The organism is Streptomyces sp. NBC_00086 (genome assembly GCF_026343255.1).
GTDB lineage: Bacteria > Actinomycetota > Actinomycetes > Streptomycetales > Streptomycetaceae > Streptomyces.
In genome coordinates, this window is the sequence record NZ_JAPELZ010000001.1 from 4,422,452 (window position 1) to 4,446,405 (window position 23,954).

Genomic DNA, 23,954 nt, shown 5'->3' on the forward strand with positions numbered 1-23,954 from the left:
CGGGGGCGGGCCGGGCAGATTAGCGTGGTTCGCCATGAGCGCTGACGTCCGGCCGATCGCCGAATCCGAGCTTCCCGAGTGGCTGCGTGCCCAGCAGACCGGTTTCCTGAACGCGGTGCACCCCACGGCCGAGGACCACGCGCAAGTGGCCGGGCACCTCGATTGCGCCCGGACCCAGGGCGGGTTCGACGCCGACACCGGCCGGTGCGTGGCGACCTTCCGCTCCTTCCCGCAGGAACTGACCGTGCCCGGCGGGGGGTTCGTCCCGTCGAGCGCCGTCACGAGCGTGACCGTGCTGCCCACGCACCGCAGGCAGGGCCTGCTGACCCGGATGATGGCCGCCGAGCTGGCCGCCGCCCACGCGCGCGGTGACGTGGTGTCGACGCTGATCGCCGCCGAGTACCCGATCTACGGGCGGTACGGGTACGGGCCCGCCACCTCCGTCGCGGAGTGGGAGATCGACGTACCGCGCACCGGGCTCGACCCGCGGGCCGCCGTCCCCGGTGACGGCGGGCGCATCGACCTCGTGGACGAGGCCGAGGTGCGGGAGCTGGGCCCGGCGCTGCACGAGCGGCTGCGGGCGGCCATTCCCGGCGCGGTGAGCCGCGACGCCCGCTGGTGGCGGGTGGCCACGGGCGAGCAGACGCTGTCCCACAACCCGTACACGCCGTCCTTCCACGCGGTGTACCGCAGCGCGCGCGGCGAGGTGGAGGGCCTGGTCCGGTACACCACCGACGACAACTGGACCGACGCCAAGGTCCCGCAGAACACCGCACGGGCCATGCAGCTGCTCGCCGTGAACCCGGAGGCGGAGCGGGCGCTGTGGCACTTCCTGTGCTCCATCGACTGGGTGGTGAAGGTCCGCACCGGCTACCGCGCCCCCGACGACCTCGTCACCGGGCTGCTGCCCGACGCGCGCGCCGCCCGGCTGCTGACCTCGGCGGACTGGCTGTGGGTGCGGCTGCTGGACGTCGTACGGGCCCTGCGCGCAAGGATGTACGAGGTGCCGGGCGTCCTCGTCCTGGAGGTCACCGACCCGTCCGGGCCGGCGGGCGGGCGCTACCGGCTGGACGCGGGCGCGGGGGACTGCGTACGCACGGAGGAGCCGGCCGATCTGCGTCTGGACGTGGGCACACTGGGGGCGCTGTACCTGGGCGACGCGTCGGCGGTGCGGCTGGCGGCGCTCGGCGGGATCACGGAGGAGCGCCCCGGGGCGCTCGCGCTCGCGGACGTGGTGTTCCGCACGGCGCGCCGGCCGTGGTGCCCGGACATCTTCTGAGCCCTGTACGGGTGTTGGGCGGGTGTGCGGGCGTGCGTGCGTATGCATGTGCGTCCGTGCGTGCGGGCCGGGCGGGAAACTCACGGAACGAGGACTGAGGTACTTGGCAACACTGGTGGAAGCCCTCCGCGCGGCCGGCTGCGTCTTCGCGGAGGAGGAGGCGGAGCTGCTGACGGCCGCCGCCGAGGACGCGGGGCACCTGGAGGGGCTGCTGGCCCGGCGGGTCGCGGGCGAACCGCTGGAACACGTCGTCGGCTGGGCGGAGTTCTGCGGGCTGCGGATGGCCGTCGGCGAGGGGGCCTTCGTGCCGCGCCGGCGCAGCGAGTTCCTCGCGCGGGAGGCGGTGGAGGCGGCGCGGCCCGGCGCGGTGGTCGTCGACCTGTGCTGCGGGGTGGGCGCGCTCGGCGCCGCCGTGGCCGCGCGGGTGCCGGGGGCGGAGCTGCACGCGGCGGACATCGACCCCGCCGCGCTCGCCTACGCCCGGCGCAACGTGGCCCCGTACGGCGGCCGGGTCTGGGAGGGCGACCTCTACACTCCCCTGCCCGCCGGGCTGCGGGGCCGGGTCGACGTGCTGGTGGTCAACGCCCCGTACGTCCCGACCGGGGAGATCGCCCTGCTGCCGGCGGAGGCCCGCGACCACGAACCGCCCGTCTCCCTGGACGGCGGCGCGGACGGCCTGGACGTCCACCGCCGGGTGGCCGCCGGCGCCCGGCCCTGGCTCGCGCCGGGCGGCAGCCTCCTGATCGAAACGAGCACCCGCCAGGCCCCCGTCACGGCTGCGGCCCTGACGGCGGCGGGCCTGTCGGTGCGCACGGTGACCTCCGAGGAGTACTACGCGACGGTGGTCATCGCGGCGGCGCCGTAGTCGGGGCGGCCGCCGGTGCGGTCATTGGGGGTGGTCGTCGGGGGTGGTCGTCGGGCTCGCGCCTCAGGGCGCGCCCTGAGGCGGCCCGCTGCGACGTGATGCGCGCACGAGACGGCGCGGCAGAACCGGGCGTGGCGTCAGACGGGATCTCCGGCCTTGAGCTGTATGACGACGAAGGCGGCCTGTCGGGATCGGTGACACCGTTCGGCAAGGCTGCCGGCACGAGCCGAGGGGTGGGAGTTATTGCAAGCAGCTGCTTGCAATAGTTAGCAAGGTGCGGCAGGATCGGGTCATGGCATCGCTCAACGTCGGGAACCTCGGCGAGTACCTGCGCGAGCAGCGGAGGCAGGCGCAGCTTTCGCTGCGGCAGCTGGCCGATGCGGCGGGGGTGTCGAATCCGTACCTCAGTCAGATCGAACGCGGGCTGCGCAAGCCGAGCGCGGACATCCTGCAGCAGCTCGCCAAGGCGCTGCGGATCTCCGCCGAGACGCTGTACGTGCAGGCCGGAATCCTGGACGAGCGGGACCGGGACGCCGTGGAGACGAGGGCCGTGATCCTCGCCGACCCGTCCATCAGCGAGCAGCAGAAGCAGGTGCTGCTCCAGGTCTACGAGTCCTTCCGCAAGGAGAACGCCGCGGAGGCCGAGGCGAAAGCCGAGGCGAAGGCCGAGGCGGGAGCGGAAGTCGCTTCCGACGGCGCTAGTGGCGATGCCGAGACGCGCCGTACCAACTGAGTACGCACCGAGTACGCACTGAGCACGAACTGAGACCGTGATCCGGGAGGACCACCACATGGCCATCGCCGATGACCTGAAGAAGACCCTCACCGACCCGACCCCCCTCTACTTCGCCGCCGGCACCGCCGACCTCGCCGTGCAGCAGGCCAGGAAGGTGCCCGGGCTGATCGAGCAGCTGCGCGCCGAGGCCCCCGCGCGCATCGAGGCCGTGAAGAACACCGACCCGAAGGCCGTGCAGGAGAAGGCCAAGGAGAAGGCCAAGGAGGCGCAGGAGGCGGTCACTGCCACCGTCGCCGAGGTGTTCGGGGCGATCGACGCGAAGAAGCTCGGGGAGACCGCCCAGGACCTGGCGCTGCGCGGGGTCGGCGTGGCCGCCGAGTACGCGGTCAAGGCCAAGGAGGCCTACGACAAGGTCGCCGAGCACGGTGAGCAGACCGTACGGGCATGGCGCGGCGAGGTCTCCGAGGAGATCGTCGACATCGCCGTGGTCGTGGAGCCGGAGGCCGCCGAGCCGGTGGCGGAGCCCGTGGTCGAGCCCGCCGCGGAGCCCGCGCCGAAGAAGGCTCCGGCCCGCAAGGCCGCGGCCAAGAAGGCCGCCGCCGAGCCGGCCGACCAGAGCTGAGTACGGCGCGACGGACCGGGCACCCGCGGGGCGTCCGGTCCGTTGTGGTTTGGGAAAGGGGCTCTGCCGGTAGCGTGGAGGCAGGTGGCATCCGGCGGGCGAGGCGTGAGAAGGCGGTCAGACGATGTTGATGAACGGGTTCGATCAGGGAGTGCTTCCGCTGCTCGGGTACGCCATGCTCGGGCTCGCCGTGGTGGCCTTCGTGATGGCGCTGACGGCGCGCGAGGACGCGTACCGGGCGGCCGGCAAGCAGACCAAGACCTTCTGGGCGGTCATCCTCGGCATCACCGTGCTCGTGGACTTCTTCCTCGGGATGCTCTTCCTGCAGATCGCCGGTCTCGTCGCCAGCATCGTGTTCTTCGTCGACGTGCGGCCCGCCCTCAAGCAGGTCTCGGGCGGCGGCGGTGGCGGCCGACGGGGCGGCAGCAGCAGCGACGGGCCGTACGGGCCCTACAACGGCGGACGGTAGAGCTGTAGGGCGGCAGGCCCCGGGCGTCGCGGCTGTCGCGCCCGTCCGGCCCGTCAGCCCTCGGCGCGCGAGAGGAGGACGACGGCGACGTCGTCCGTCAGCTCCCCGCCGTTGAGGCGGCGGGCCTCGGTCACGGAGGCTTCGAGCAGGCCTTCGCCGCTCAGTCCGTCGGCCAGGTGGCGGTTGATCATCTCGACCATGCCGTCCTGCCCCAGCCGCTCCTTGCCCTGCCCGATCTTGCCCTCGATCAGGCCGTCGGTGTAGAGCATCAGGCTCCACGTGCCGCCCAGCTCCACCTGGCGGCGCGGCCAGCGGGCCCGGGGCAGCAGGCCGAGCGCCGGGCCGCTGTTCTCGTACGGGAGCAGTCGCGCGGGGCGGCCCGGCCGGGAGATCAGCGGCGCCGGATGGCCCGCCAGGCACAGGCCCGCGCGCCGGCCGTCCGGGGAGATGTCCACCGTGCAGAGCGTCGCGAAGATCTCCTCGCAGGGCCGCTCGACTTCGAGGACCTGCTGGAGGGTGGAGAGCAGGTCGTCGCCGCACAGGCCGGCCAGGGTCAGCGCCCGCCAGGCGATGCGCAGCTCGACGCCGAGGGCGGCCTCGTCCGGGCCGTGGCCGCAGACGTCGCCGATCATCGCGTGGACGGTGCCGTCGGGGGTGCGGACGGTGTCGTAGAAGTCCCCGCCGAGGAGCGCGCGGCTGCGGCCGGGACGGTAGCGGGCGGCGAAGCGGAGGTCGGAGCCCTCCAGGAGCGGGTGCGGGAGCAGTCCGCGCTCCAGGCGGGCGTTCTCCTGGGCCCGAAGTTTCGATTCTGCAAGCTTGTACTGGGCGATGTCCGCCCGTTTTCTCTCCACCGCGTAGCGGATGGCGCGGCTGAGCAGCCGCCCGTCCAGCTCGTCGCGGAACAGGAAGTCCTGGGCCCCCACGCGTACGGCCTCCGCGGCGCGCTCCGCGTCCTCCTCGGAGGTGAGCACGAGGACGGCGTGCCGCGGGGCGATGCGGAGCACCTGGCGCAGGGCGCCGAAGGGATCGGCGGCGTCGCCGGAGCCGGAGCCCGCGCCGCCGTGCGGGAGCGCGAGGTCGAGCAGGACGCAGTTCACGTCGGGGGTGAGCAGCCGGGCCGCCTCCGTGAGGTTGCGGGCGCTGCGCAGCCTGATGCGGTGGCCGTCGGCGTCGAGTATCTCGGGGACGGTGAGGCCGCCGGCGGGGTCGTCCTCGATCACCAGCAGGGTGAGCGATGACGTGGCGCCCGGGCCGCTCTCGGTGCCCGGGATGTCCCTCTGCCGCGGTACGGGTACGGGCATCGTCTCCGGTTCCTTCCCGCCCCCTCGGGGGTTCGCTCGTCCGGCGACCCTAGCGGCGGGACGAGGGAAGCGGAATGGCGGGTCCGGCGCGGGGCTCCGGCATATGCCGTTATCAGGTGGGAAAGTCCGCGTCGGCGAATGACCAACGTCACGGCGGAGGGGTACGGGATCCCGCCCACCGAGACGTACCGCCGTGGCGGGCGGGCCGCCCCCGACGGCCGGCCGCCGGCCCCTGAGGGCGCTCGCCGCAGGCGGTGCTGCCCGTCGGTGAGCGGGCCGCTACGCGTCCGGCCTGACCACGGCCTTGATCGGCATGGAGCCCGCGCCCGCCATGGTGACGTTGCGGCCCGGGCGGGGGGCGTGGACCATCGCGCCGTCCCCGACGTACATCCCGACGTGGCTCGCGTCGTCGAAGTAGATGATCAGGTCGCCCGGCCGCATGTCCTTGACCGCGACCTTCGGCAGCCGCAGCTGCTCCTGCGAGGTGCGCGGGATCCTCTTGCCCGCCGCGAGCCAGGCCTGTGAGGTCAGCCCGGAGCAGTCGAACGAACCGGGTCCCTCGGCGCCCCACACGTACGGCTTTCCTATCTGGGCGGCCGCGAACTGCACGGCCCGCTTGCCCGCGTCGGTGGCCGCGGCCCCCTTGGAGCCGTTCAGCGCGCCCGTGGACAGCCAGTCGGTCTGCGCCTTGCGCTGCGCTTCCGCTTCCAGCTCCAGCAGCCGGGCCTTCTGCTCGGCCTCCAGCTTGCTTTCGAGGTCCTCGGCCGCCTTGATCTTGTCCTCGACCTGCTTCTTCGCGAGTTCCTGCTTGACCCGGTTGGCCTCCAGGGTCTCCCAGTGCGCGCTGGCGTCCCTCGCGTACTGCTGCAAGTCGCTCTGGGTGCGGTTCAGTTCGGAGAGCAGGTCCGAGGTGGCCTTCTCGCCCTGGCGCAGCCGGTCGGTGCCGTCCAGGAACTGTGACGGGTCGTCGCTCAGGGCCAGTCGCGCGCCCGGCGGCAGCCCGCCCGAGCGGTACTGGGCGCGGGCGGCGGCGCCCGCGCGGCCCTTCAGGACGGTGATGCGGTCCTGGCCCGCGAGGACCAGGTTGGCGATCTCCACGATCTTGTCGGACTGCGTCTTGGTCTCGCTCTCCGCGAGGTTGAAGGCGTCGGTGGCGGCGCCGGCCTCGCGGTAGAGACCCTCTATTTCCTTGCGGACCTGCTCCAGGGACTTGCCCTGCTGGGGCTCCGGCGCCGCGAACGCGGTACCGGCCAGCGCGCCGGGCGCGGACAGCAGCGCCATCGCGCACAGCAGAGTGAGGGCGATCGAACCCCGTCGTCGTTTCCTCATGGTCCCCCCAGACACAGGATTGATTAATCGTCAGTAACTTGTCATTGCCTTCGGGATGGTGCCACGAGTCGGTGAATTCCAACACCCTTGTGGATATCCATCCGATGCGTCCCGATCGCCCCCGCGGCCCCCCTGGCCACGGCAGCTCCGGCAGCCACGTCCGCCCCCGTCACCCCGAAGGCCTCAACGCTTCCCACCGCACCGTCAGTTCCCCCTGGCGCCACCGCACCGGCCCGTCCGCCAGCGGCCAGTCCCCGGCCAGCGCCCGCGCCGTCCGGATCCAGCGCTGCCGCGCCCCGTACGAGGCGTACGGGGCCGCCGCCGCCCACGCCCGGTCGAAGTCGCGCAGGAACGCGTGCACCGGCTCGCCCGGCACGTTGCGGTGGATCAGCGCCTTCGGCAGCCGCTCCGCCAGGTCCGAGGGGCGCTCCAGGGAGCCCAGCCGGGTCGCGAAGGTCACCGTGCGCGCCCCTTCGGGCCCGAGCGCGACCCAGACGTGGCGCCGCCCGATCTCGTCGCACGTCCCCTCCACCAGCAGCCCGTCGGGAGCGAGCCGGGCACACAATCGCTCCCACACCGCCTCGACCTGCTCCTCGTCGTACTGGCGCAGCACGTTCGCCGCCCGGATCAGCGCGGGCCGCACCCCGCCCTCCAGCGGCACCTCGAAGCCGCCGTGCCGAAAGCTCAGGCCCTCCCGCTCGTACGGCTTCGCACCCGCGACCCGGGCCGGTTCGATCTCGATGCCGACCACCCGCACCCGCGGGGCCGCCTCCCGCAGCCGGGTCAGCAGCTCCACCGCGGTCCAGGGCGCGGCCCCGTAGCCGAGGTCCACCGCGACCGGGGCGTCCGCGCGCCGCAGCGCCGCCCCGTGCGTCGCCGCGATCCAGCGGTCCATGCGGCGCAGGCGGTTCGGGTTCGTCGTCCCGCGGGTCACCGTGCCGACGGGGCGCCGCGGGGGAGGGGTGGAGCGGGAGGCCATGTGCAGAGAGTAAGCGGAGGGTTCCCGCGCGATAAAAATCCCGCGCGGCAGCAGGAAAACCGCCCGTCCCGGAATGCGGGAGACGGCCGTCCGGGTTGCACTCCTAGAAGAGCGCCGACAGCGCTCTCGGTGTCATGCCGTCCGAGCGAGAGGAACTGCTCCCTTGAGCCAGTACGTGTCCCGCATCGGCGGCAGCATCGGCGGACGGTTCGCCGCGGCCCGCTCGGGCACCCGTCACGAGCCGCCCCGCCTGCGCCTGCCCGCCGCCGTCGGAGGCCACCGCAAGCCGCGCCGGGTCGCGATGCTCAGCGTGCACACCTCACCGCTGCACCAGCCCGGCACCGGCGACGCCGGCGGGATGAACGTCTACATCGTCGAGCTGGCCCGGCGCCTCGCCGCGATCAACATCGAGGTCGAGATCTTCACCCGCGCCACCACCGGCGGCCTGCCGCCCGTAGTCGAGCTCGCGCCCGGAGTCCTCGTACGGCACGTGGACGCGGGCCCGTACGAGGGCCTCGCCAAGGAGGAGCTGCCGGCCCAGCTGTGCGCCTTCACCCACGGCGTCATGCAGGCCTGGGCCGGGCACCGCCCCGGCTACTACGACCTGGTCCACTCCCACTACTGGCTCTCCGGTCACGTCGGCTGGCTCGCCGCCGAGCGCTGGGGCGTCCCGCTCGTGCACGCCATGCACACCATGGCCAAGGTGAAGAACGCGGCGCTCGCCGAGGGCGACACCCCCGAACCGGCCGCCCGCGTCATCGGCGAGACGCAGATCGTCGACGCCGCCGACCGGCTCATCGCGAACACCGCCGAGGAAGCCGACGAGCTCGTACGCCACTACGCGGCCGACCCCGGCAAGGTCGCCGTCGTCCACCCCGGCGTGAACCTCGACCGCTTCACCGTCGCCGACGGCCGCGCCGCCGCCCGCGCCCGCCTCGGGCTGCCGCAGGACGCCGTCATCCCGCTCTTCGCGGGCCGCATCCAGCCGCTCAAGGCCCCCGACATCCTGCTGCGGGCCGTCGCCGAACTCGTGGACCGGGACCCGGCGCTGCGCACCCGGCTGTTCGTGCCCGTCGTCGGCGGGCCGAGCGGCAGCGGGCTCGCGAAGCCGGAGGGGCTGCAGAAGCTCGCCGCGAAGCTCGGCATCGCGGACCTCGTGCACTTCCACCCGCCGGTGGCGCAGGACGGGCTCGCGGACTGGTTCCGGGCGGCGTCCGTGCTGGTCATGCCCTCGTACAGCGAGTCCTTCGGGCTGGTCGCCATAGAGGCGCAGGCCACCGGCACGCCGGTGCTGGCCGCGGCCGTCGGCGGGCTGCCGGTCGCCGTGAACGACGGGGTCACGGGGATCCTCGTACCCGGCCACGATCCGGTCGACTACGCCCGCGAGCTACGGCGCTTCGTGGACGAGCCGGGACTGTCGGACCGGATGGGCGAGGCGGCCGCGCGGCACGCGCAGTTCTTCGGCTGGGACACCGCCGCGAGCGGCACGGCCGACGTGTACACGGGGGCGATGCACGATCACCGCCGTCACGTACGCTCCCACCATGGCTGACGCTGACCCCCTCAACGACACCGCGGCGATCATCGAAGCGACGCTGACCGGCGCGGAACTGAGCTGGGAGAGCCCGGAGCCGGGCTCGTACGTGGTCCAGCTCCCCGGCACCCGCAAGCTGAGCACCACCTGCTCGCTCAAGGCCGGGAAGCACTCCCTGTCGGTCAACGCCTTCGTGATCCGCCACCCGGACGAGAACGAGGCCGGCGTCCACCGGTGGCTGCTGGAGCGCAACCTCAAGCTCTACGGCATGGCCTACGCGGTCGACGCGCTCGGCGACGTCTACCTGACGGCCCGCCTCCCCCTGTCGGTGATCACCCCCGACGACCTGGACCGGCTGCTCGGCACGGTCCTGGAGGCCGCCGACGGGGCCTTCAACACCCTGCTGGAGCTGGGTTTCGCGAGCGCGATCCGGCGGGAGTACGAGTGGCGGGTCTCGCGGGGCGAGTCCACGCGCAACCTGGACGCCTTCAAGCACCTGACGCGGCCGTCGGGGGCGGCGGCGCGGCCGGAGTAGGAGGGCCAGGCGGAGCCGGCGGGCCAGGCGGGCCAAGAGGGTCAGGCGGCCGGACCCACCGGACCCACCGGATCCGCCGCCTTCGCCGGAGCGGCGACCTCCACGACTGACTCCACGGTGACCTCCGCGACGGGCTCCACCGCGACCTTCACGACGGGCTCCGCGACGACCTCCACGACCGTCTCCGCGGCCGCCTCCACCGCGCCCCCTTCGTCCTGCGAAAGCCCCCTCATCAGCAGCCAGTAGCCCGCCGCGGCGATCGTCCCCAGGACCGCCGTCGCGCCCCACAGCCAGGCCGCGCCGAAGTGCTCGATCGCGAAGCCCGCCATCAGCGGGGCGATCAGCGAGGCCACCGCCCACGACATCGTGTACATGCCCTGGTAGCGGCCGCGCCCGTGTACCGGGGAGAGCCGCGCGACCAGGCCCATCTGGGTCGGCGAGTTGATGATCTCGGCCAGCGTCCACACGCAGACGGTCAGCGCCAGCGCCCACACCGAGCCGCCGAAGGCCGTCAGCCCGAACCCGTACCCGGCCAGCAGCGCCGAGATGACCAGCAGCTTCTGCGGATCGCGGTGCTCGATGAACCGGGTGACCGGGATCTGCAGCACCACGATCAGCACGCCGTTCAGGCCGATGACCAGCCCGTAGTCGACGGTGGAGAACCCGGCCGCGCCCATCGCGAGCGGCAGCCCGAACGAGCCCTGCATGAAGATCAGCGAGATCAGGAACGACAGCCCGACCACGCCCATGAACCGCCCGTCCCGCAGCACCGTGCCCAGGCCGATCTCCGGCTCGGCGGACGCCTTCTCCGCCGCCGTCTTCTCCGGCCGGGACTCCGGCAGCTTGAGGTAGACGAGCACCGCGCAGACCAGCGTCAGGGCCGCCTCGCCGAGGAACCCGGCCAGGTAGCTGTACTCCGCGATGAAGCCCGCCGCGGTCGAGCTGACGGCGAAGCCGAGGTTGATGGCCCAGTAGTTCAGCGCGAAGGCCCGTACCCGGTCCTCGGGGCGGACGATGTCCGCCATCATCGCCTGCACCGCGGGCCGCGAGGCGTTGGAGGTCATGCCGACCAGCAGCGCCACCGCGGCGATCGCCGCCGGATGTTCCATGAACCCGAGCAGCGCCACCGAGAACGCGGTCGAGGTCTGCGCCGCCATCAGCGTGGGCCGGCGGCCCAGCCGGTCCGTGAGCACTCCGGCGACGAGCGAGGACACCACGCCGCCGAGCCCGTGCAGGGCCACCACAAGTCCCACGAAGGAGGCCGAATAGCCCCGCTCCAGGGTCAGGTACAAGGTCATGAATGTGGCGACGAAGGCCCCGAGCCTGTTGACCAGCGTGCTCGTCCAGAGCCACCAGAACTCCCGGGGCAGTCCCGCCACGCTCTCGCGGGCGGCCCGCCTCACACTGGCAACGGACATATGGAATCCCCCCGAGATGTAAGCGTCCCTCTACTCGTTCGGACCCTACGGACAGTGGCCTTCCGGGGCCAATGGATTGACGGCCGGCGTCAATCGGGGACCGTCCCACGTGCCGTACACACCGCGCGCGAGGGGCGGGGTGCGTCCATTAGGCTCGTACGCATGGCCGACGCACCGTACAAGCTGATCCTCCTCCGCCACGGCGAGAGCGAATGGAACGCGAAGAACCTGTTCACCGGCTGGGTGGACGTCAATCTCAACGAGAAGGGCGAGAAGGAGGCGATCCGCGGCGGTGAGCTGCTCAAGGACGCCGGTCTGCTCCCCGACGTCGTGCACACCTCGCTCCAGAAGCGCGCGATCCGCACCGCGCAGATGGCGCTGGAGGCAGCCGACCGCCACTGGATCCCGGTCCACCGCTCCTGGCGCCTGAACGAGCGCCACTACGGCGCCCTCCAGGGCAAGGACAAGGCCCAGACCCTCGCCGAGTTCGGCGAGGAGCAGTTCATGCTGTGGCGCCGCTCGTACGACACCCCGCCGCCGGCGCTCGAAGACGGTACGGAGTTCTCGCAGTCCGAGGACCCGCGCTACGCCTCCATCCCGCCGGAGCTGCGCCCGCGTACCGAGTGCCTCAAGGACGTCGTCGTCCGCATGCTCCCGTACTGGTACGACTCGATCGTCCCGGACCTGCTGGCCGGCCAGACCGTCCTGGTCGCCGCGCACGGCAACTCCCTGCGCGCGCTGGTCAAGCACCTCGACGGCGTCTCCGACGAGGACATCGCGGGCCTGAACATCCCGACCGGCATCCCGCTCTCCTACGAGCTGGACGCCGACTTCAAGCCCCTCAACCCGGGCGGCACCTACCTCGACCCGGACGCCGCGGCGGCCGCCATCGAGGCCGTCAAGAACCAGGGCAAGAAGAAGTAGCAAAAGCGATCATGCCCCTGATCTGCGCAAACGGCGCAGATCGGGGGTATTCGTTTTCCCTGGGCCCTCTGTGGGCCCTCAGCGTGGGGGACCGTCCGGCCGCAGAGCCCGGCCGAGAGCCTCCCGCGCACGGTCCCTGCTGCTCGGCATGAGGTGGGCGTAGACCTTGAGCGTGAGTCCCGGATCCGAGTGCCCCAGGTACTCGCTCACGGGAACAACGTGGTGGTCGACCACGGCTTCTGGACGCCGGGCGACCGCGCACGGTGGCACTTGGCTGCAGCGGACGCCGGCGCAACCTCGGTACTGGTCTACCTGGAGGCAAGCCACGAGGAGCTCTGGGAGCGCGTGAGCAAGCGGAACGCACAGCACGAAGCGGATCCGAACTCGATCTACTTCTCCGAGAGCGACCTGACCCGCTACAGGGCACGATTCGTACCGCCCCAACCAGACGAGCCCCACCTGATTTACCGCGGCGACCCGGGCCCCCTGTTGAAGGCGCTGGCAGAGGCTGCTCAGGGCGACCTCGCCAACCTCCGGGCTCTGGGGCAAGAGAAGCCCGGCTTCCTGCCCGGCCAGCACGCGGTGGCAAGCCTCGAAGCCCCGGTTTCCGGTCGGAAGCCGGGGTTTCACGTACCCCTTGCTAGTCGCTAGTTCCCAGGTCAGCGGCCCTTCAAGTCGCTAGGACTGGTGCTAGACCTAGCGACCCCTGTTGCTAGACCTAGTGCTGTGACCCGGTGAACCTTGGCGGTCACAGCACTAGCGGCCGAAGTCTGTGACCGTCACGGTGAGGAGGCTTTCGCCCGGAGCGAGCGTGACCGCGTCGGCCTCGGTCACGCTGCGGCCCAGAAGGGTCCAGTCGGACTTCTCGTAGCTGAGGGGAAAAGTGCCGACGGGCTCTGCGCGCCATCCCAGGCGCTCCAGTTCCGCCCCGATCTTCGGCAGCGCCTGTTCCGCCTGCGGGGTGCCGAGGACCGCGATCCAGTCGACCATGCTCGGATTCGCGACCCCATTCGGAACGTTGGTGGTCTTCCCCTTCGCGGGGTCGAGGCCCGCCTTGCGGACCGCCGCCCGCACGTCGCGGTCCACAGTGTCCCGAGTGACGGCCTCGGCTTTGGACTGGGCGTCGTTAGCCGTACAGCCAGCCAGCGGAACGGCTGCCAGCAGGATCGCGGCGGCCGCCATAGATCTCGTCGTGATCCTGGACGTCATCGACGGCTTGATACGTATGTGCAAGGCAAAACTCCCACCCCGGTTGGCCAGGAGGGGAGTCTCACACACTCGTCCGCAGGCCGGTACGCGCGGGGACCGGCTCCGTGGCCCGCGTGCCGTCGTCCGAGCCGGTCGACGGCCACGACGAAGCCGGAAGCAGGGCTGCGGCCGTAGCGTCCGTATGTCCTTCGCCCAAGGGAGCGCTTTGACCTGCGGTGATGCTCATAGTTCGGGGTGGGCGCTGCGGACACTGCGGACACTGTCGAACGCTGGCCAATTTGCTTGGCGTCCGCACAGTTGTTGCAGGTCAGAGGGGGTGGAGAGTGCCCGGCGGACGCTGCGGGCACTACTTTCTCTCAACTCTCTAGGACGGCAGATCCCCCTTCGGCCTCTCCTGTGGCGACGGCGGCTCTTCAGGAGGTCGCGGCCGTCTCCCTTGAAGAGCCGTCCTTGCTCGCCACGGGGCGGGCCTGCCAAGAGACGGGCTGCCCCCACTCGCCTCCTTGGAAGGCGTCGCCCTCCCACGTGGCCGTTCTACTGGGTAGTGGGTAGTGGGGCGACACCCCACTACCCACTAGGACACCCCACTAGCGCCCCTGGGGGCATTCATCAGCCCGTTTCTACTGGGGACCCCACTACTGCTTCCCTGCCCTTGTCGCTTGTCGCTTGTCGCCTCAAGGCCTAATGGCTATCCGGTGACGCGCTGCGTCGGCATGACCTGGGGAAACAGGGAACGACAAGCGACAAGTGACAAGCGGCCACCTGGGAGTTCGGACGCAGGGCTGTCATCGGTAGCGAGTTCTGGGGCCCGGTCCGTGGGCCCTCTCTGGGCCCTGCGAGGGTGACCTAGGGCGACGGACAACGACCAACGATGACCGTTCGACAGCAGGTCAGGCAGGGTGCGCGGCCCTCTGACCTGGGGCGGGAACCGGGCCCGCCAGACCCAGGGCAAGAAGAAGTAGCCTTCCGCGCACGCGCGCAGCCCCCCGTCCCCGGTCACCGGCGGGCGGGGGGCTCTTGCGTGCGGTGCGGGAGGATGGGGGGCATGGGGGGCATGGGGGAGTCGTACGGGACGTACCGGGAGTCGGTCGCGGAGCTGCTGGAAGCCGCGGCGGGCGAGGCGATCGTGCTCTCGTACGAGGAGGACCGGGCGTTCGCCGCGCTGGGGCTGAACCGGTTCGGGACGGTGGGGTCCCTGCGGCTGGACTGGCGCGGGGCCGAGGTCCGCGAGCGGAGCGAGGGCTTCGACGGGGGCGAGTTGCGCAGGCTGCTGGGCGTGCACGCCGCGGCCGGTGAGCTCGCGGTCGTGTTCTGGAGCAATCACCGGATGCCGGCCGTCGCGCTGGAGGCAGCCCTCGTGGCGCGCCACGCCGAGGTGGTCGTGGACTGTACGCCGGAGTGCTGGATCCACCTCACCGACAGCGGGCTGCTGATCGAGTTCCAGGACGGCGAGGGCTTCACGGTGGGCGTGATCCCGGCCTGACGCGGGACGCGATCCCGGCTGACGCGACCCGTACCGACGCGATCCCGGGCCGAGCACGATCCCGGGCCGAGCACGATCCCAAGCCGACGCGACGGCGGGTTGACGCGCCGACGGCCTGACGCGCCGCCGGCCCGTGACCCGACCGCGAAGGGCCCCGGCCGACAGGAGTGTCGGGCGGGGCCCTTCGCGTACGGGTGGCCGGTCGGGCGGCCTCAGCCGCCGCACTGGCAGGGGGCGCCGGACTGGCAGCCGCAGCCGCAGCCCGAGCCGCAGCCGCAGGCCGCGAGCAGCGGCAAGCGCAGGCGCAGGCCCTCCGGGGGCTGCGCTTCCTGCTCCGGGGTGATGGGGACGGGGGAATCGGGCATGGATCCTCCTCGTAGGCGTTGTGCCTTCGCCCTCATTCATGCCCAGCCCGGCCCCCGCGTCAACGGCGCATTGGGGGCTCGTTGTTGATCCGGCCCCCGCCGGTCCTCCGGATCGGCTCAGACGCCCTCGACCTGCGTGGGGGCCTGGAGCTCGTCCGCGTGCTCACCCGTCACCAGGTAGACCACGCGCTTGGCGACCGACACCGCGTGGTCCGCGAAGCGCTCGTAGTAGCGGCCCAGCAGGGTCACGTCGACGGCCGTCTCGATGCCGTGCTTCCAGCGGTCGTCCATCAGGTGCTGGAACAGCGTGCGGTGCAGCTGGTCCATCTCGTCGTCGTCCTGCTCCAGCTGGAGCGCCAGGTCGACGTCCTTCGTGATGATGACCTCGGCCGCCTTCGCCATCAGCCGCTGCGCGAGCTGCCCCATCTCCAGGATGGTCGCGTGCAGGTCGCGCGGGACCGCCGTGTCCGGGAAGCGCAGCCGCGCGAGCTTCGCCACGTGCTGCGCCAGGTCGCCGGAGCGCTCCAGGTCGGCGCTCATGCGCAGCGAGGTGACGACGATGCGCAGGTCGGTGGCGACGGGCTGCTGGCGCGCGAGCAGCGCGATGGCTCGGGCCTCCAGGTCGTGCTGGAGGTCATCCACCTTCTGGTCGGCGGCGATGACGCTCTCGGCGAGCTTCAGGTCGGCGTCGAGCATGGAGGTCGTGGCCCGCCCGATGGCGGAGCCGACCAGCCGGGCCATCTCGACCAGGCCTTCACCGATCGAGTCCAGTTCCTCGTGGTACGCGTCACGCATTCTCGTGTCCCTCTCTCGACCTACTACTGCCTACTGCAAGTACTGCCCTGGGAGCGGGCCGGTGCGGCCATCGGCCCCACGTTGCCACGGTGAACCCCGAACGCGACCGACTCCGGCACCACAAGTGAATCAACACGGTCGCCAGGGTGAACTCTGGGCGACGACTGTTCGAGGTGCCACCCGAACGGCTGTGGAAGTGTCCCCCGGCCTGCTTAACCTGGAGTCATGGACGTGAACGCGGCGGTCGCCGCAGCTGCAGCGATTGCCGGTCTTTGCACCGGTGTGATCGCGATGCTGGCGTTCCGCTGGAGCGAGCGCGACCAAGCCCGCCCCACCCGGAGCTCCATGCGCCCCGACATCAATGCGGTGCTCCCACCGGGAGTGGACACCGTCCTCTCCGTGCTCCGCTCCTCCGCCGTCGTGCTCGACGAGGGGGACGCGGTGGTCAAGGCCAGCTCGGCGGCATATGCCCTCGGCCTGGTCCGCGGCGGCAAGCTGGCCGTGGAACCCATGCTCCACATGGCCCGCGACACCCGCCGCGACGGGGAGATACGCCAGGTCGAGCTCGACCTGCCCCGGCGCGGCACCGGCCGCGGCGAGGCGCTCGCCGTCTCGGCGCGCGTCGCCCCGCTCGGCTCCCGCCTGGTGCTCCTCCTCGTGGAGGACCTCACCGAGGCCCGCCGCATCGAGGCCGTACGCCGCGACTTCGTCGCGAACGTGTCGCACGAGCTCAAGACCCCGGTCGGCGCGATCTCCCTGCTCTCCGAGGCCGTCATGGACGCCTCGGACGACCCCGAGGCGGTGCACCGCTTCGCCGGCCGCATGCAGATCGAGGCCACCCGCCTGATCAACCTCGTACAAGAACTCATCGACCTCTCCCGGGTACAGAACGACGACCCCCTGGAGGACGCGGAGCCGATGCGGGTGGACACGCTCGTGGCCGAGGCCATAGACCGCTGCCGCCACACGGCCTCCGCGAAACAGATCACCATGGCCGCCGGCGGCACCGCCGACCTGCGGGTATGGGGCAACCGGGGGCAGCTCGCGGCCGCCCTCGGAAACCTGGTCGAGAACGCCGTCAACTACAGCCCCGCCCGCACCCGCGTCGGCATCGCCGCGCGCCGGGTCACCGCACCGGGTGGAGACTTGATCGAGATAGCCGTGACCGACCAGGGCATCGGCATCCCGGAAAAGGACCGCGAGCGCATCTTCGAACGCTTCTACCGTGTGGACCCGGCCCGCTCCCGCGCCACGGGAGGAACCGGCCTGGGCCTTGCGATCGTGAAGCACGTAGCGGCCTCGCACGGCGGGGAGGTGTCGGTATGGAGCTCGGAGGGTCAGGGTTCCACGTTCACCCTGCGACTCCCCGAAGCGGCCACGCCGGCCCCGGCGACGGCCTCCGCACCCGCCAGCACCCAGCTCGAACCTCACACCGCACCAGCCATCCCTGCCCCGGAGGTCCTTCCGTGACCCGAGTGCTAGTCGTCGAGGATGAGGAATCCTTCAGCGACGCCCTGTCCTACATGCTCCGCAAGGAGGGCTTCGAGGTCGCGATCGCCGCGACCGGGCCCGACGGGCTCGACGAGTTCGAGCGCAACGGCGCCGACCTCGTCCTCCTCGACCTGATGCTCCCCGGCCTGCCCGGCACGGAGGTCTGCCGGCAGCTCCGCGGCCGCTCCAACGTCCCCGTGATCATGGTGACCGCCAAGGACAGCGAGATCGACAAGGTCGTCGGGCTGGAGATAGGAGCCGACGACTACGTCACGAAGCCCTTCTCCTCGCGGGAGCTGGTCGCCCGCATCCGCGCGGTCCTGCGCCGCCGCGGAGAGCCGGAAGAGGTCACCCCGGCGGCCCTGGAAGCGGGCCCCGTCCGGATGGACGTCGACCGCCACGTGGTCACCGTCGCCGGAGCCAAGGTGGACCTCCCGCTGAAGGAGTTCGACCTGCTGGAGATGCTGCTGCGCAACGCGGGCCGCGTCCTGACCCGCATGCAGCTCATCGACCGGGTATGGGGCGCCGACTACGTCGGCGACACCAAGACCCTCGACGTCCACGTCAAGCGCCTACGAGCCAAGATCGAGCCCGATCCCGGCGCGCCGCGCTACCTGGTCACGGTCCGCGGCCTCGGCTACAAGTTCGAGCCGTAAACCGGCCCCGTCCAACCGGCCCGGAACACGGGAACGGCCCCCGTCCGCATCGAGCGGACGGGGGCCGTTCCCTTTGAGTACGGTGCTTCGCGCCTCAGTGACCGGCGGAGGCGGACGCGGACGCGGATCCGGAGGGGGACCCGGACGGGCTGCTCGCGGGCGAGCCCGAGGGGGAACCGGACGGCGACGGCGAGCCGGACGGGGAGCCCGACGGGCTGCCGGACGGGGAGGGGCCGGCGGCCGGGGCGGCGGTCGCGCCGTAGCCCGCGTACATGCCGGTGGCCGGCACGACGAAGCCCTCCAGCTCGACGTCACCCGTGGTGCTCAGCTGGAAGACGATCTTCTGGACGTTGCCGTCCACGACGGAGTCCCCGCCGGCGACCACGGCGGAGGCGTTGCCCTTGCCGCCCAGGACGACGGAGCCGCCGGCCGGGATGACCACCTTGGAGCCGCCGCCCGCGGGCTTCAGCGTCACGACGGCCTTGGCGCCCGGAAGGGTGATGCCCTCGAGCGTCTGCTCCTTGGTGCCGGTGTTGAACACCGTCGCGGAGACCGCGGCCGGGCCCTTCTTGTCCTTCTCCTGGGTGATCACCAGAGCGTTCTGGACCTTGATGTCGCCCTTGGTCACGGCGGCGTTGTCCGGCTTGACCTGGAGAGTCGGAGCGTCGTGGCCCGCGGCGCAGGCGCCCAGCGAGACGATCGAGAACACGACGGCGGTGGCGGCGAGGGCGCCGCGTCGAAGGCTGCGGCTCACGGGGGAGGCAACTCCTTGGACGTACGGAACGGAAGGGTGGACGCCTCGGAGCGGCGAAGTAAAGCCGCTCTAAGGATGTGTCAGCGCGCTTAGGTTACCGAGCCGCCGCCCCGCCCCCGCACCCGACCCTCCGCAGCGTGGGGCCGGGCCCTGCGCGGGGTCCGCCCCCCGCACCGGCGGGTTCCGTCACCGCCCCGCCGGAGCCGGGTGATCTTCCATTCGCAAAAGGCCCGCTCGCAAAGGCCGCCGCGGCCTCGGTGATCAATTTACGGATTTCATCGAACACCGACCGGGTGATCAATTCCGGATTGGGCCGGAACGGACGCCGTACGGGTGGCCGCCAGTCGAACGGAGTAGTTCGGTTTCCCGCCCTGGAACCCGTCAAAACGGGACGTACGCCACATCGTCAGGGCTCTCGGGCAGGTGTAACGTAGCCGTTTCGCCTGGTCCGTACAGCGCCTCCGACCTGCGAATACCCCCCTCCGGAAGCCTCTCGCAGCACGTTCGTGTCGCTGTTGTCAAGCCCTGAGATGGGCCCTGACCTGCGAAAACGCCATTCATAACGGTCGATTCTCGTGTTACCCTGGATAGCCACGGAAGGGGTACCTGTCACATGACGTTCAAGGTTGGCGACACCGTGGTCTATCCCCATCACGGGGCCGCGCTGATCGAGGCTATCGAAACTCGCCAGATCAAAGGCGTGGACAAGACCTACTTGGTGCTCAAGGTCGCGCAGGGTGACCTGACCGTTCGCGTCCCCGCGGACAATGCGGAGTTCGTAGGCGTTCGCGACGTAGTCGGCCAGGACGGGCTGGACCGGGTCTTCGAGGTGCTCCGCGCACCGTACGCAGAAGAGCCGACGAACTGGTCCCGGCGCTACAAGGCAAATCTGGAAAAGCTCGCTTCTGGCGATGTCATCAAGGTCGCCGAAGTTGTGCGCGACCTGTGGCGTCGTGAGCGTGAGCGTGGGCTTTCCGCAGGTGAGAAGCGCATGCTCGCAAAGGCGCGCCAGATCCTGGTGAGCGAGCTCGCGCTCGCCGAGAACACCAACGAGGACAAGGCCGAGGCCCTCCTCGACGAAGTGCTCGCGTCCTGACGCGATCGCTCGTGCGCTTTGTCGTACACAGTTGTGCCGCGGTGCCCGCTGACAAGGAGACTTGTTGCCGGGCGCTGCGGCATGTCTGGACCCATACCTGTACTCACTGAAGCCTGTACTCACTGGCGTGCCGGGTCCGGGCAGCGACTCGACCGGTCGTCACGGAAGGGGCGAGGGCGTCGCACCCGGCACCCTTCAGGCCATACCCATGTCGGCCGAAGTCACAAACCTGGCTCGGAGCTACTGATGTCTGACGAATCGCGCCCCCACCGCACCGCCGCGGTGATCCCGGCCGCCGGCCGCGGGGTCCGTCTCGGTCCCGGCGCCCCCAAGGCCCTGCGGACCCTGGGCGGCACCCCCATGCTCATCCACGCCGTACGCGCCATGGCGCGCTCGCGCGCGGTCTCCCTCGTCGTCGTCGTGGCGCCCCCCGACGGCAACGGCACCGCCGAGGTGCGCCGGCTGCTCGACGAGCACGCGCTGCCCGAGCGCACCGAGATCCTGGTCGTCCCCGGCGGGCAGACCCGTCAGGACTCCGTACGCGCCGGCCTGGACGCGCTCCCGGCCGACATCACCGCCGTCCTCATCCACGACGCGGCCCGCCCCCTGGTCCCCGTCGACACCGTCGACTCCGTCGTCGAGGCCGTCCGCGACGGCGCACCCGCCGTCGTCCCCGCCATGCCGCTGGCCGACACCGTCAAGGAGGTCGAGCCCGGCCCGCCCGGCGAGCCCGAGCCGGTCGTCGCCACCCCCGTACGGGCCCGGCTGCGCGCCGTACAGACGCCGCAGGGCTTCGACCTCGCCACGCTCCGACTCGCCCACGAGAAGGCGGCCCGGCCCAGTGGTGACGGAGAGGGCGCCACGGACGACGCCGGCATGGTGGAACAGCTCGGCATCACCGTCGTGGCCGTCCCCGGTCACGAAGAGGCCTTCAAGGTCACCCGCCCGCTCGACCTGGTCCTCGCCGAGGCCGTACTCGCCCGCCGGAGGGCCACCGATGCCTACTGACCCCGCCGCCGCGGCCCCCGCGGCCCCGCTGATTCCGCTCGTCGGCATCGGCACCGACGTGCACGCCTTCGAGACCGGCCGCGAACTGTGGTGCGCCGGCCTGCTCTGGGAGGGCGAGGACGGCCTCGCCGGGCACTCCGACGGGGACGTCGCCGCGCACGCCGCCTGCGACGCACTCTTCTCCGCCGCCGGGGTCGGCGACCTCGGCGCGCACTTCGGCACCTCCCGCCCCGAGTGGTCCGGCGCCGCAGGAACCACCCTTCTGGCGGAAGCCGCCCGGATCGTCCGCGCCGAAGGCTTCGAGATCGGCAACATCGCCATCCAGGTGATCGGCGTACGCCCGAAGATCGGCAAGCGGCGCGAAGAGGCACAGAAGGCGCTCGCCGCAGCGGCGGGCGCCCCCGTCTCCGTCTCCGGAACCACCACCGACGGACTGGGCCTCACCGGCCGCGCCGAAGGCCTCGCGGCCATCGCCACGGCCCTCGTCTACCGGACGAACCGGGCCTAGTACCCCGTACGGATACACCCCGCCCGCACCTCTCCGACAACAAAGCGGGCCCCGCGTGCCGAAAGGGTCGCGGGGCACTGCTACAGGCGCACTACCCTGGATGCCGTGACTATTCGCCTGTACGACACCAGCGCCCGGCAGATCCGTGACTTCACCCCGCTCGTCCCGGGCTGCGTCTCGATCTACCTCTGTGGCGCCACCGTGCAGGCGGCTCCGCACATCGGGCACGTCCGCTCGTACCTGAACTTCGACATCGCGCGCCGCTGGTTCACCCACCGCGGGCTCGACGTCACCTTCATCCGCAACGTCACCGACATCGACGACAAGATCATCGCGAAGGGCGAGGACCAGGGCCGCCCCTGGTGGGCCATCGGGTACGAGAACGAGCGCGCCTTCAACGACGGCTACAACGCGCTGGGCTGCCTCCCGCCCACGTACGAGCCGCGCGCCACCGGCCACGTGCCCGAGATGATCGAGATGATGCGCGGGCTCATCGAGCGCGGCCACGCCTACGTCGCCGACGGCAGCGTCTACTTCGACGTGCGCTCCTTCCCCGGGTACCTGGAGCTGTCGAACCAGAAGATCGACGACCTGCGCCAGCCCGACGAGGGCGTCTCCGGCAAGCGCGACCCGCGCGACTTCGCCATGTGGAAGGCCTCCAAGCCGGGCGAGCCCGACTGGGAGACCCCGTGGGGCCGCGGCCGTCCCGGCTGGCACCTGGAGTGCTCGGCGATGGCGCACAAGTACCTCGGCAGCGCCTTCGACATCCACGGCGGCGGGCTCGACCTGATCTTCCCGCACCACGAGAACGAGATCGTCCAGGCCAAGGCCTACGGCGACGAGTTCGCCAAGTACTGGATGCACAACGCCTGGGTCACCCTCTCCGGCGAGAAGATGTCCAAGTCGCTCGGCAACTCCGTCCTCGTCTCCGAGATGCTCAAGGTCTGGCGCCCGATCGTGCTGCGCTACTACCTCGGCACCCCGCACTACCGCTCGATGATCGAGTACAGCGTGGAGTCCCTGCGCGAGGCCGAGTCCGGCTTCGCGCGCATCGAGGGCTTCATCCAGCGCGTCATCGAGAAGGCCGGCGGCTCCGTCGAGCCCGCCGCCGAGGTGCCGCCCGCCTTCGCCGAGGCCATGGACGACGACCTGGGCGTCCCGCAGGCGCTCGCGATCATCCACACCACCGTCCGCCAGGGCAACAGCGCGCTCGCCGCCGACGACAAGGACGCGGCCATCGCGCGCCTGTCGGAGGTACGGGCCATGCTGGGCATCCTCGGACTCGACCCCCTCGACCCGCACTGGGCCGGCGAGGCGGACCGCGGGGAGGACCTCCACGGAGCCGTGGACACCCTCGTACGCCTGGTCCTGGAGCAGCGCGAGTCCGCTCGCGCCCGCAAGGACTGGGCCACCGCCGACGCCATCCGCGACCAGCTCCAGCAGTCGGGCCTGGTCATCGAGGACAGCCCCACCGGACCCCGATGGACGCTCGGCCCCCGCTGAGCCCACCGGCGCAGTCCCACTGGCGCACTCAGATTGGGCCGCTCGGCATCCCGGGCGGCACACTCTTCATACGTACATATCGCAGAACCAACGAAATCAGGTAGAGGTCATGGCCGGGAACAGCCAGCGCAGGAACCGCCGCACGTCCAACAAGAAGGGCGCGACGGTCGGCAGCGGTGGCCAGCGGCGCAAGGCCCTGGAAGGCAAGGGCCCCACGCCCAAGGCCGAGGACCGCAAGAAGCACAAGGCCAACCGCATCAGCAACGCCATGGCCAGGCAGGCGGCCAAGCGCCGCCCCGCCCCCCGCCGCGGCGGCCCCAAGGGCACCAGCGAGATGGTCGTTGGCCGCAACCCGGTCTTCGAGGCGCTGCGCGACGGCGTACCGGCCGTCACCCTGTACGTACAGCAGTTCATCGACAACGACGAGCGCGTGCGCGAGGCCCTCCAGCTCGCGGCCGAGCGCGGCAACATCAACCTGATGGAAGCCCCGCGCCCGGAGCTCGACCGGCTGACCAACGGCCTGAACCACCAGGGCCTGGTCCTCCAGGTCCCGCCGTACGAGTACGCGCACCCGGAGGACCTCACCGCCGCCGCGTACGAGAACCACGAGGACCCGCTCATCGTGGCCCTCGACGGCGTCACCGACCCGCGCAACCTCGGTGCGATCGTCCGCTCCGTCTCCGCCTTCGGCGGCCACGGCGTGGTCATCCCCGAGCGCCGCGCCGCCGGCATGACCGCCGGTGCCTGGAAGTCCTCGGCCGGCACCGCCGCCCGTACCCCGGTCTCGCGCGTCACCAACCTGACCCGCGCCATCCAGGAGTACAAGAAGGCCGGCATCACCGTCGTCGGCCTCGCCGCGGAGGGCACCCACGAGGTCCACGAGCTCGAAGCGCTCGGCGGCCCCGTCGTCATCGTCGTCGGCTCCGAGGGCAAGGGCCTCGGCCGCCTCGTCGGCGAGAACTGCGACTACCTCGTGCGCATCCCGATGCCGGGCGGCGCCGAGTCGCTCAACGCCGGTGTCGCCGCGGGCGTCGTCCTCTACGAGGCCTCCCGCCGCCGCGCCGTCCGCGGCCGCGCCTGAGCACCACGGGCAGC

25 protein-coding genes and 1 pseudogene are annotated in these 23,954 nt (G+C 71.4%); 17 read left to right on the forward strand and 9 right to left on the reverse strand.

Annotation, left to right across the window (positions count from 1 at the left end):
* Nucleotides 1-34 precede the first annotated feature (34 nt).
* From OG276_RS19835 to OG276_RS19855, 5 genes are all read left to right on the forward strand, one after another.
* Nucleotides 35-1,279 carry a GNAT family N-acetyltransferase gene (locus OG276_RS19835; protein WP_266907312.1) on the forward strand — a complete coding sequence of 415 codons (1,245 nt, stop codon included), beginning with the start codon at nt 35-37 and terminating at the stop codon, nt 1,277-1,279.
* Nucleotides 1,280-1,325: 46 nt separating this feature from the next.
* Nucleotides 1,326-2,144 (forward strand): putative protein N(5)-glutamine methyltransferase, encoded by an 819-nt coding sequence (locus tag OG276_RS19840; protein WP_266907314.1) that lies wholly within the window; start codon nt 1,326-1,328, stop codon nt 2,142-2,144.
* 292 nt (nt 2,145-2,436) lie between these two features.
* The gene (locus tag OG276_RS19845; protein WP_266907316.1) at nt 2,437-2,877 is read left to right on the forward strand and encodes a helix-turn-helix domain-containing protein; all 441 of its coding nucleotides are present in this window, start codon (nt 2,437-2,439) and stop codon (nt 2,875-2,877) included.
* A gap of 58 nt (nt 2,878-2,935) precedes the next feature.
* Complete coding sequence (locus OG276_RS19850; protein WP_266907318.1) at nt 2,936-3,502, forward strand: hypothetical protein; 567 nt, start codon at nt 2,936-2,938, stop codon at nt 3,500-3,502.
* A 124-nt stretch (nt 3,503-3,626) separates the two neighbouring features.
* Nucleotides 3,627-3,971 carry a DUF2516 family protein gene (locus OG276_RS19855; protein WP_266907320.1) on the forward strand — a complete coding sequence of 115 codons (345 nt, stop codon included), beginning with the start codon at nt 3,627-3,629 and terminating at the stop codon, nt 3,969-3,971.
* A gap of 53 nt (nt 3,972-4,024) precedes the next feature.
* On the opposite strand, the gene OG276_RS19860 is transcribed toward OG276_RS19855, so the two are convergent.
* The 3 genes from OG276_RS19860 to OG276_RS19870 all read right to left on the reverse strand — a co-directional run bounded on the left by OG276_RS19860 (nt 4,025) and on the right by OG276_RS19870 (nt 7,580).
* Entirely contained in the window at nt 4,025-5,272 is a 1,248-nt protein-coding gene (locus tag OG276_RS19860) for a PP2C family protein-serine/threonine phosphatase (RefSeq protein ID WP_266907322.1), read from the reverse strand.
* A gap of 279 nt (nt 5,273-5,551) precedes the next feature.
* Nucleotides 5,552-6,601 carry a C40 family peptidase gene (locus OG276_RS19865; RefSeq protein WP_266907324.1) on the reverse strand — a complete coding sequence of 350 codons (1,050 nt, stop codon included), beginning with the start codon at nt 6,599-6,601 and terminating at the stop codon, nt 5,552-5,554.
* Between the two features lie 169 nt (nt 6,602-6,770).
* Nucleotides 6,771-7,580, reverse strand: a complete 810-nt coding sequence (locus OG276_RS19870; protein ID WP_266907326.1) for a class I SAM-dependent methyltransferase — start codon at nt 7,578-7,580, stop codon at nt 6,771-6,773.
* A gap of 250 nt (nt 7,581-7,830) precedes the next feature.
* On the opposite strand from OG276_RS19870, the gene mshA reads away from it, so the two are divergent.
* Nucleotides 7,831-9,132, forward strand: a complete 1,302-nt coding sequence (mshA, locus tag OG276_RS19875; RefSeq protein WP_266912941.1) for a D-inositol-3-phosphate glycosyltransferase — start codon at nt 7,831-7,833, stop codon at nt 9,130-9,132.
* Entirely contained in the window at nt 9,125-9,649 is a 525-nt protein-coding gene (locus OG276_RS19880) for a YbjN domain-containing protein (RefSeq protein WP_266907328.1), read from the forward strand. The genes mshA and OG276_RS19880 overlap by 8 nt, the downstream gene beginning before the upstream one ends.
* A 41-nt stretch (nt 9,650-9,690) precedes the next feature.
* On the opposite strand, the gene OG276_RS19885 is transcribed toward OG276_RS19880, so the two are convergent.
* Nucleotides 9,691-11,067, reverse strand: coding sequence for an MFS transporter (locus OG276_RS19885; RefSeq protein ID WP_266907330.1), 1,377 nt, complete (start codon nt 11,065-11,067; stop codon nt 9,691-9,693).
* Between the two features lie 162 nt (nt 11,068-11,229).
* Here OG276_RS19885 and OG276_RS19890 point away from each other — a divergent pair, with 162 nt between their 5' ends.
* On the forward strand, nt 11,230-11,991 hold the full coding sequence (locus OG276_RS19890) for a phosphoglyceromutase (protein ID WP_266907332.1): 762 nt from the start codon (nt 11,230-11,232) through the stop codon (nt 11,989-11,991).
* Between the two features lie 78 nt (nt 11,992-12,069).
* Here the strand turns inward: OG276_RS19890 and OG276_RS19895 are convergent.
* Nucleotides 12,070-12,201 (reverse strand): annotated as a pseudogene (locus OG276_RS19895) (site-specific integrase); the annotation flags it as partial.
* A 12-nt stretch (nt 12,202-12,213) separates the two neighbouring features.
* On the opposite strand from OG276_RS19895, the gene OG276_RS19900 reads away from it, so the two are divergent.
* Entirely contained in the window at nt 12,214-12,642 is a 429-nt protein-coding gene (locus OG276_RS19900) for an AAA family ATPase (RefSeq protein WP_266912943.1), read from the forward strand.
* 105 nt (nt 12,643-12,747) lie between these two features.
* On the opposite strand, the gene OG276_RS19905 is transcribed toward OG276_RS19900, so the two are convergent.
* Nucleotides 12,748-13,200: a hypothetical protein gene (locus tag OG276_RS19905; protein ID WP_266907334.1), complete on the reverse strand. Its 453-nt coding sequence runs from the start codon at nt 13,198-13,200 to the stop codon at nt 12,748-12,750.
* 1,045 nt (nt 13,201-14,245) lie between these two features.
* Between OG276_RS19905 and OG276_RS19910 the strand changes: the two genes are divergently transcribed.
* Complete coding sequence (locus tag OG276_RS19910; RefSeq protein ID WP_266907336.1) at nt 14,246-14,683, forward strand: hypothetical protein; 438 nt, start codon at nt 14,246-14,248, stop codon at nt 14,681-14,683.
* 212 nt (nt 14,684-14,895) lie between these two features.
* Here the strand turns inward: OG276_RS19910 and OG276_RS19915 are convergent, their stop codons facing one another.
* Together OG276_RS19915 and phoU are read right to left on the reverse strand one after the other, a co-directional pair.
* Nucleotides 14,896-15,048, reverse strand: a complete 153-nt coding sequence (locus OG276_RS19915) for a hypothetical protein (protein ID WP_243339483.1) — start codon at nt 15,046-15,048, stop codon at nt 14,896-14,898.
* 117 nt (nt 15,049-15,165) lie between these two features.
* On the reverse strand, nt 15,166-15,843 hold the full coding sequence (gene phoU, locus OG276_RS19920; RefSeq protein WP_030858619.1) for a phosphate signaling complex protein PhoU: 678 nt from the start codon (nt 15,841-15,843) through the stop codon (nt 15,166-15,168).
* 225 nt (nt 15,844-16,068) lie between these two features.
* On the opposite strand from phoU, the gene OG276_RS19925 reads away from it, so the two are divergent.
* Complete coding sequence (locus OG276_RS19925) at nt 16,069-17,313, forward strand: cell wall metabolism sensor histidine kinase WalK (protein ID WP_266907339.1); 1,245 nt, start codon at nt 16,069-16,071, stop codon at nt 17,311-17,313.
* Nucleotides 17,310-17,990 carry a response regulator transcription factor gene (locus OG276_RS19930; protein ID WP_007265514.1) on the forward strand — a complete coding sequence of 227 codons (681 nt, stop codon included), beginning with the start codon at nt 17,310-17,312 and terminating at the stop codon, nt 17,988-17,990. The genes OG276_RS19925 and OG276_RS19930 overlap by 4 nt, the downstream gene beginning before the upstream one ends.
* A 94-nt stretch (nt 17,991-18,084) precedes the next feature.
* Here OG276_RS19930 and OG276_RS19935 read toward each other — a convergent pair whose 3' ends face one another.
* On the reverse strand, nt 18,085-18,744 hold the full coding sequence (locus OG276_RS19935; protein ID WP_266907341.1) for a DUF461 domain-containing protein: 660 nt from the start codon (nt 18,742-18,744) through the stop codon (nt 18,085-18,087).
* 613 nt (nt 18,745-19,357) lie between these two features.
* Between OG276_RS19935 and OG276_RS19940 the strand changes: the two genes are divergently transcribed.
* The 5 genes from OG276_RS19940 to rlmB all read left to right on the forward strand — a co-directional run bounded on the left by OG276_RS19940 (nt 19,358) and on the right by rlmB (nt 23,940).
* Nucleotides 19,358-19,840 (forward strand): CarD family transcriptional regulator, encoded by a 483-nt coding sequence (locus OG276_RS19940; RefSeq protein ID WP_003953493.1) that lies wholly within the window; start codon nt 19,358-19,360, stop codon nt 19,838-19,840.
* 246 nt (nt 19,841-20,086) lie between these two features.
* On the forward strand, nt 20,087-20,848 hold the full coding sequence (ispD, locus tag OG276_RS19945) for a 2-C-methyl-D-erythritol 4-phosphate cytidylyltransferase (protein ID WP_266907344.1): 762 nt from the start codon (nt 20,087-20,089) through the stop codon (nt 20,846-20,848).
* On the forward strand, nt 20,838-21,356 hold the full coding sequence (gene ispF / locus OG276_RS19950; RefSeq protein WP_266907346.1) for a 2-C-methyl-D-erythritol 2,4-cyclodiphosphate synthase: 519 nt from the start codon (nt 20,838-20,840) through the stop codon (nt 21,354-21,356). The genes ispD and ispF overlap by 11 nt, the downstream gene beginning before the upstream one ends.
* 105 nt (nt 21,357-21,461) lie before the next feature.
* The gene (gene cysS / locus OG276_RS19955) at nt 21,462-22,859 is read left to right on the forward strand and encodes a cysteine--tRNA ligase (RefSeq protein WP_266907347.1); all 1,398 of its coding nucleotides are present in this window, start codon (nt 21,462-21,464) and stop codon (nt 22,857-22,859) included.
* Nucleotides 22,860-22,968: 109 nt separating this feature from the next.
* Nucleotides 22,969-23,940: a 23S rRNA (guanosine(2251)-2'-O)-methyltransferase RlmB gene (gene rlmB / locus OG276_RS19960; protein ID WP_266907349.1), complete on the forward strand. Its 972-nt coding sequence runs from the start codon at nt 22,969-22,971 to the stop codon at nt 23,938-23,940.
* Nucleotides 23,941-23,954 lie beyond the last annotated feature (14 nt).

What these genes read in the sequence shown, in the direction of transcription:
- OG276_RS19835 (WP_266907312.1), top strand. Translation starts at nt 35, where the DNA reads ATGAGCGCTGACGTCCGGCCGATCGCCGAATCCGAGCTTCCCGAGTGG.
- OG276_RS19840 (WP_266907314.1), top strand. Translation starts at nt 1,326, where the DNA reads ATGTGCGTCCGTGCGTGCGGGCCGGGCGGGAAACTCACGGAACGAGGA.
- OG276_RS19845 (WP_266907316.1), top strand. Translation starts at nt 2,437, where the DNA reads ATGGCATCGCTCAACGTCGGGAACCTCGGCGAGTACCTGCGCGAGCAG.
- OG276_RS19850 (WP_266907318.1), top strand. Translation starts at nt 2,936, where the DNA reads ATGGCCATCGCCGATGACCTGAAGAAGACCCTCACCGACCCGACCCCC.
- OG276_RS19855 (WP_266907320.1), top strand. Translation starts at nt 3,627, where the DNA reads ATGTTGATGAACGGGTTCGATCAGGGAGTGCTTCCGCTGCTCGGGTAC.
- OG276_RS19860 (WP_266907322.1), bottom strand. Translation starts at nt 5,272, where the DNA reads ATGCCCGTACCCGTACCGCGGCAGAGGGACATCCCGGGCACCGAGAGC.
- OG276_RS19865 (WP_266907324.1), bottom strand. Translation starts at nt 6,601, where the DNA reads ATGAGGAAACGACGACGGGGTTCGATCGCCCTCACTCTGCTGTGCGCG.
- OG276_RS19870 (WP_266907326.1), bottom strand. Translation starts at nt 7,580, where the DNA reads ATGGCCTCCCGCTCCACCCCTCCCCCGCGGCGCCCCGTCGGCACGGTG.
- OG276_RS19880 (WP_266907328.1), top strand. Translation starts at nt 9,125, where the DNA reads ATGGCTGACGCTGACCCCCTCAACGACACCGCGGCGATCATCGAAGCG.
- OG276_RS19885 (WP_266907330.1), bottom strand. Translation starts at nt 11,067, where the DNA reads ATGTCCGTTGCCAGTGTGAGGCGGGCCGCCCGCGAGAGCGTGGCGGGA.
- OG276_RS19890 (WP_266907332.1), top strand. Translation starts at nt 11,230, where the DNA reads ATGGCCGACGCACCGTACAAGCTGATCCTCCTCCGCCACGGCGAGAGC.
- OG276_RS19905 (WP_266907334.1), bottom strand. Translation starts at nt 13,200, where the DNA reads ATGACGTCCAGGATCACGACGAGATCTATGGCGGCCGCCGCGATCCTG.
- OG276_RS19910 (WP_266907336.1), top strand. Translation starts at nt 14,246, where the DNA reads ATGGGGGGCATGGGGGAGTCGTACGGGACGTACCGGGAGTCGGTCGCG.
- OG276_RS19915 (WP_243339483.1), bottom strand. Translation starts at nt 15,048, where the DNA reads ATGCCCGATTCCCCCGTCCCCATCACCCCGGAGCAGGAAGCGCAGCCC.
- phoU (WP_030858619.1), bottom strand. Translation starts at nt 15,843, where the DNA reads ATGCGTGACGCGTACCACGAGGAACTGGACTCGATCGGTGAAGGCCTG.
- OG276_RS19925 (WP_266907339.1), top strand. Translation starts at nt 16,069, where the DNA reads ATGGACGTGAACGCGGCGGTCGCCGCAGCTGCAGCGATTGCCGGTCTT.
- OG276_RS19940 (WP_003953493.1), top strand. Translation starts at nt 19,358, where the DNA reads ATGACGTTCAAGGTTGGCGACACCGTGGTCTATCCCCATCACGGGGCC.
- ispD (WP_266907344.1), top strand. Translation starts at nt 20,087, where the DNA reads ATGTCTGACGAATCGCGCCCCCACCGCACCGCCGCGGTGATCCCGGCC.
- ispF (WP_266907346.1), top strand. Translation starts at nt 20,838, where the DNA reads ATGCCTACTGACCCCGCCGCCGCGGCCCCCGCGGCCCCGCTGATTCCG.
- rlmB (WP_266907349.1), top strand. Translation starts at nt 22,969, where the DNA reads ATGGCCGGGAACAGCCAGCGCAGGAACCGCCGCACGTCCAACAAGAAG.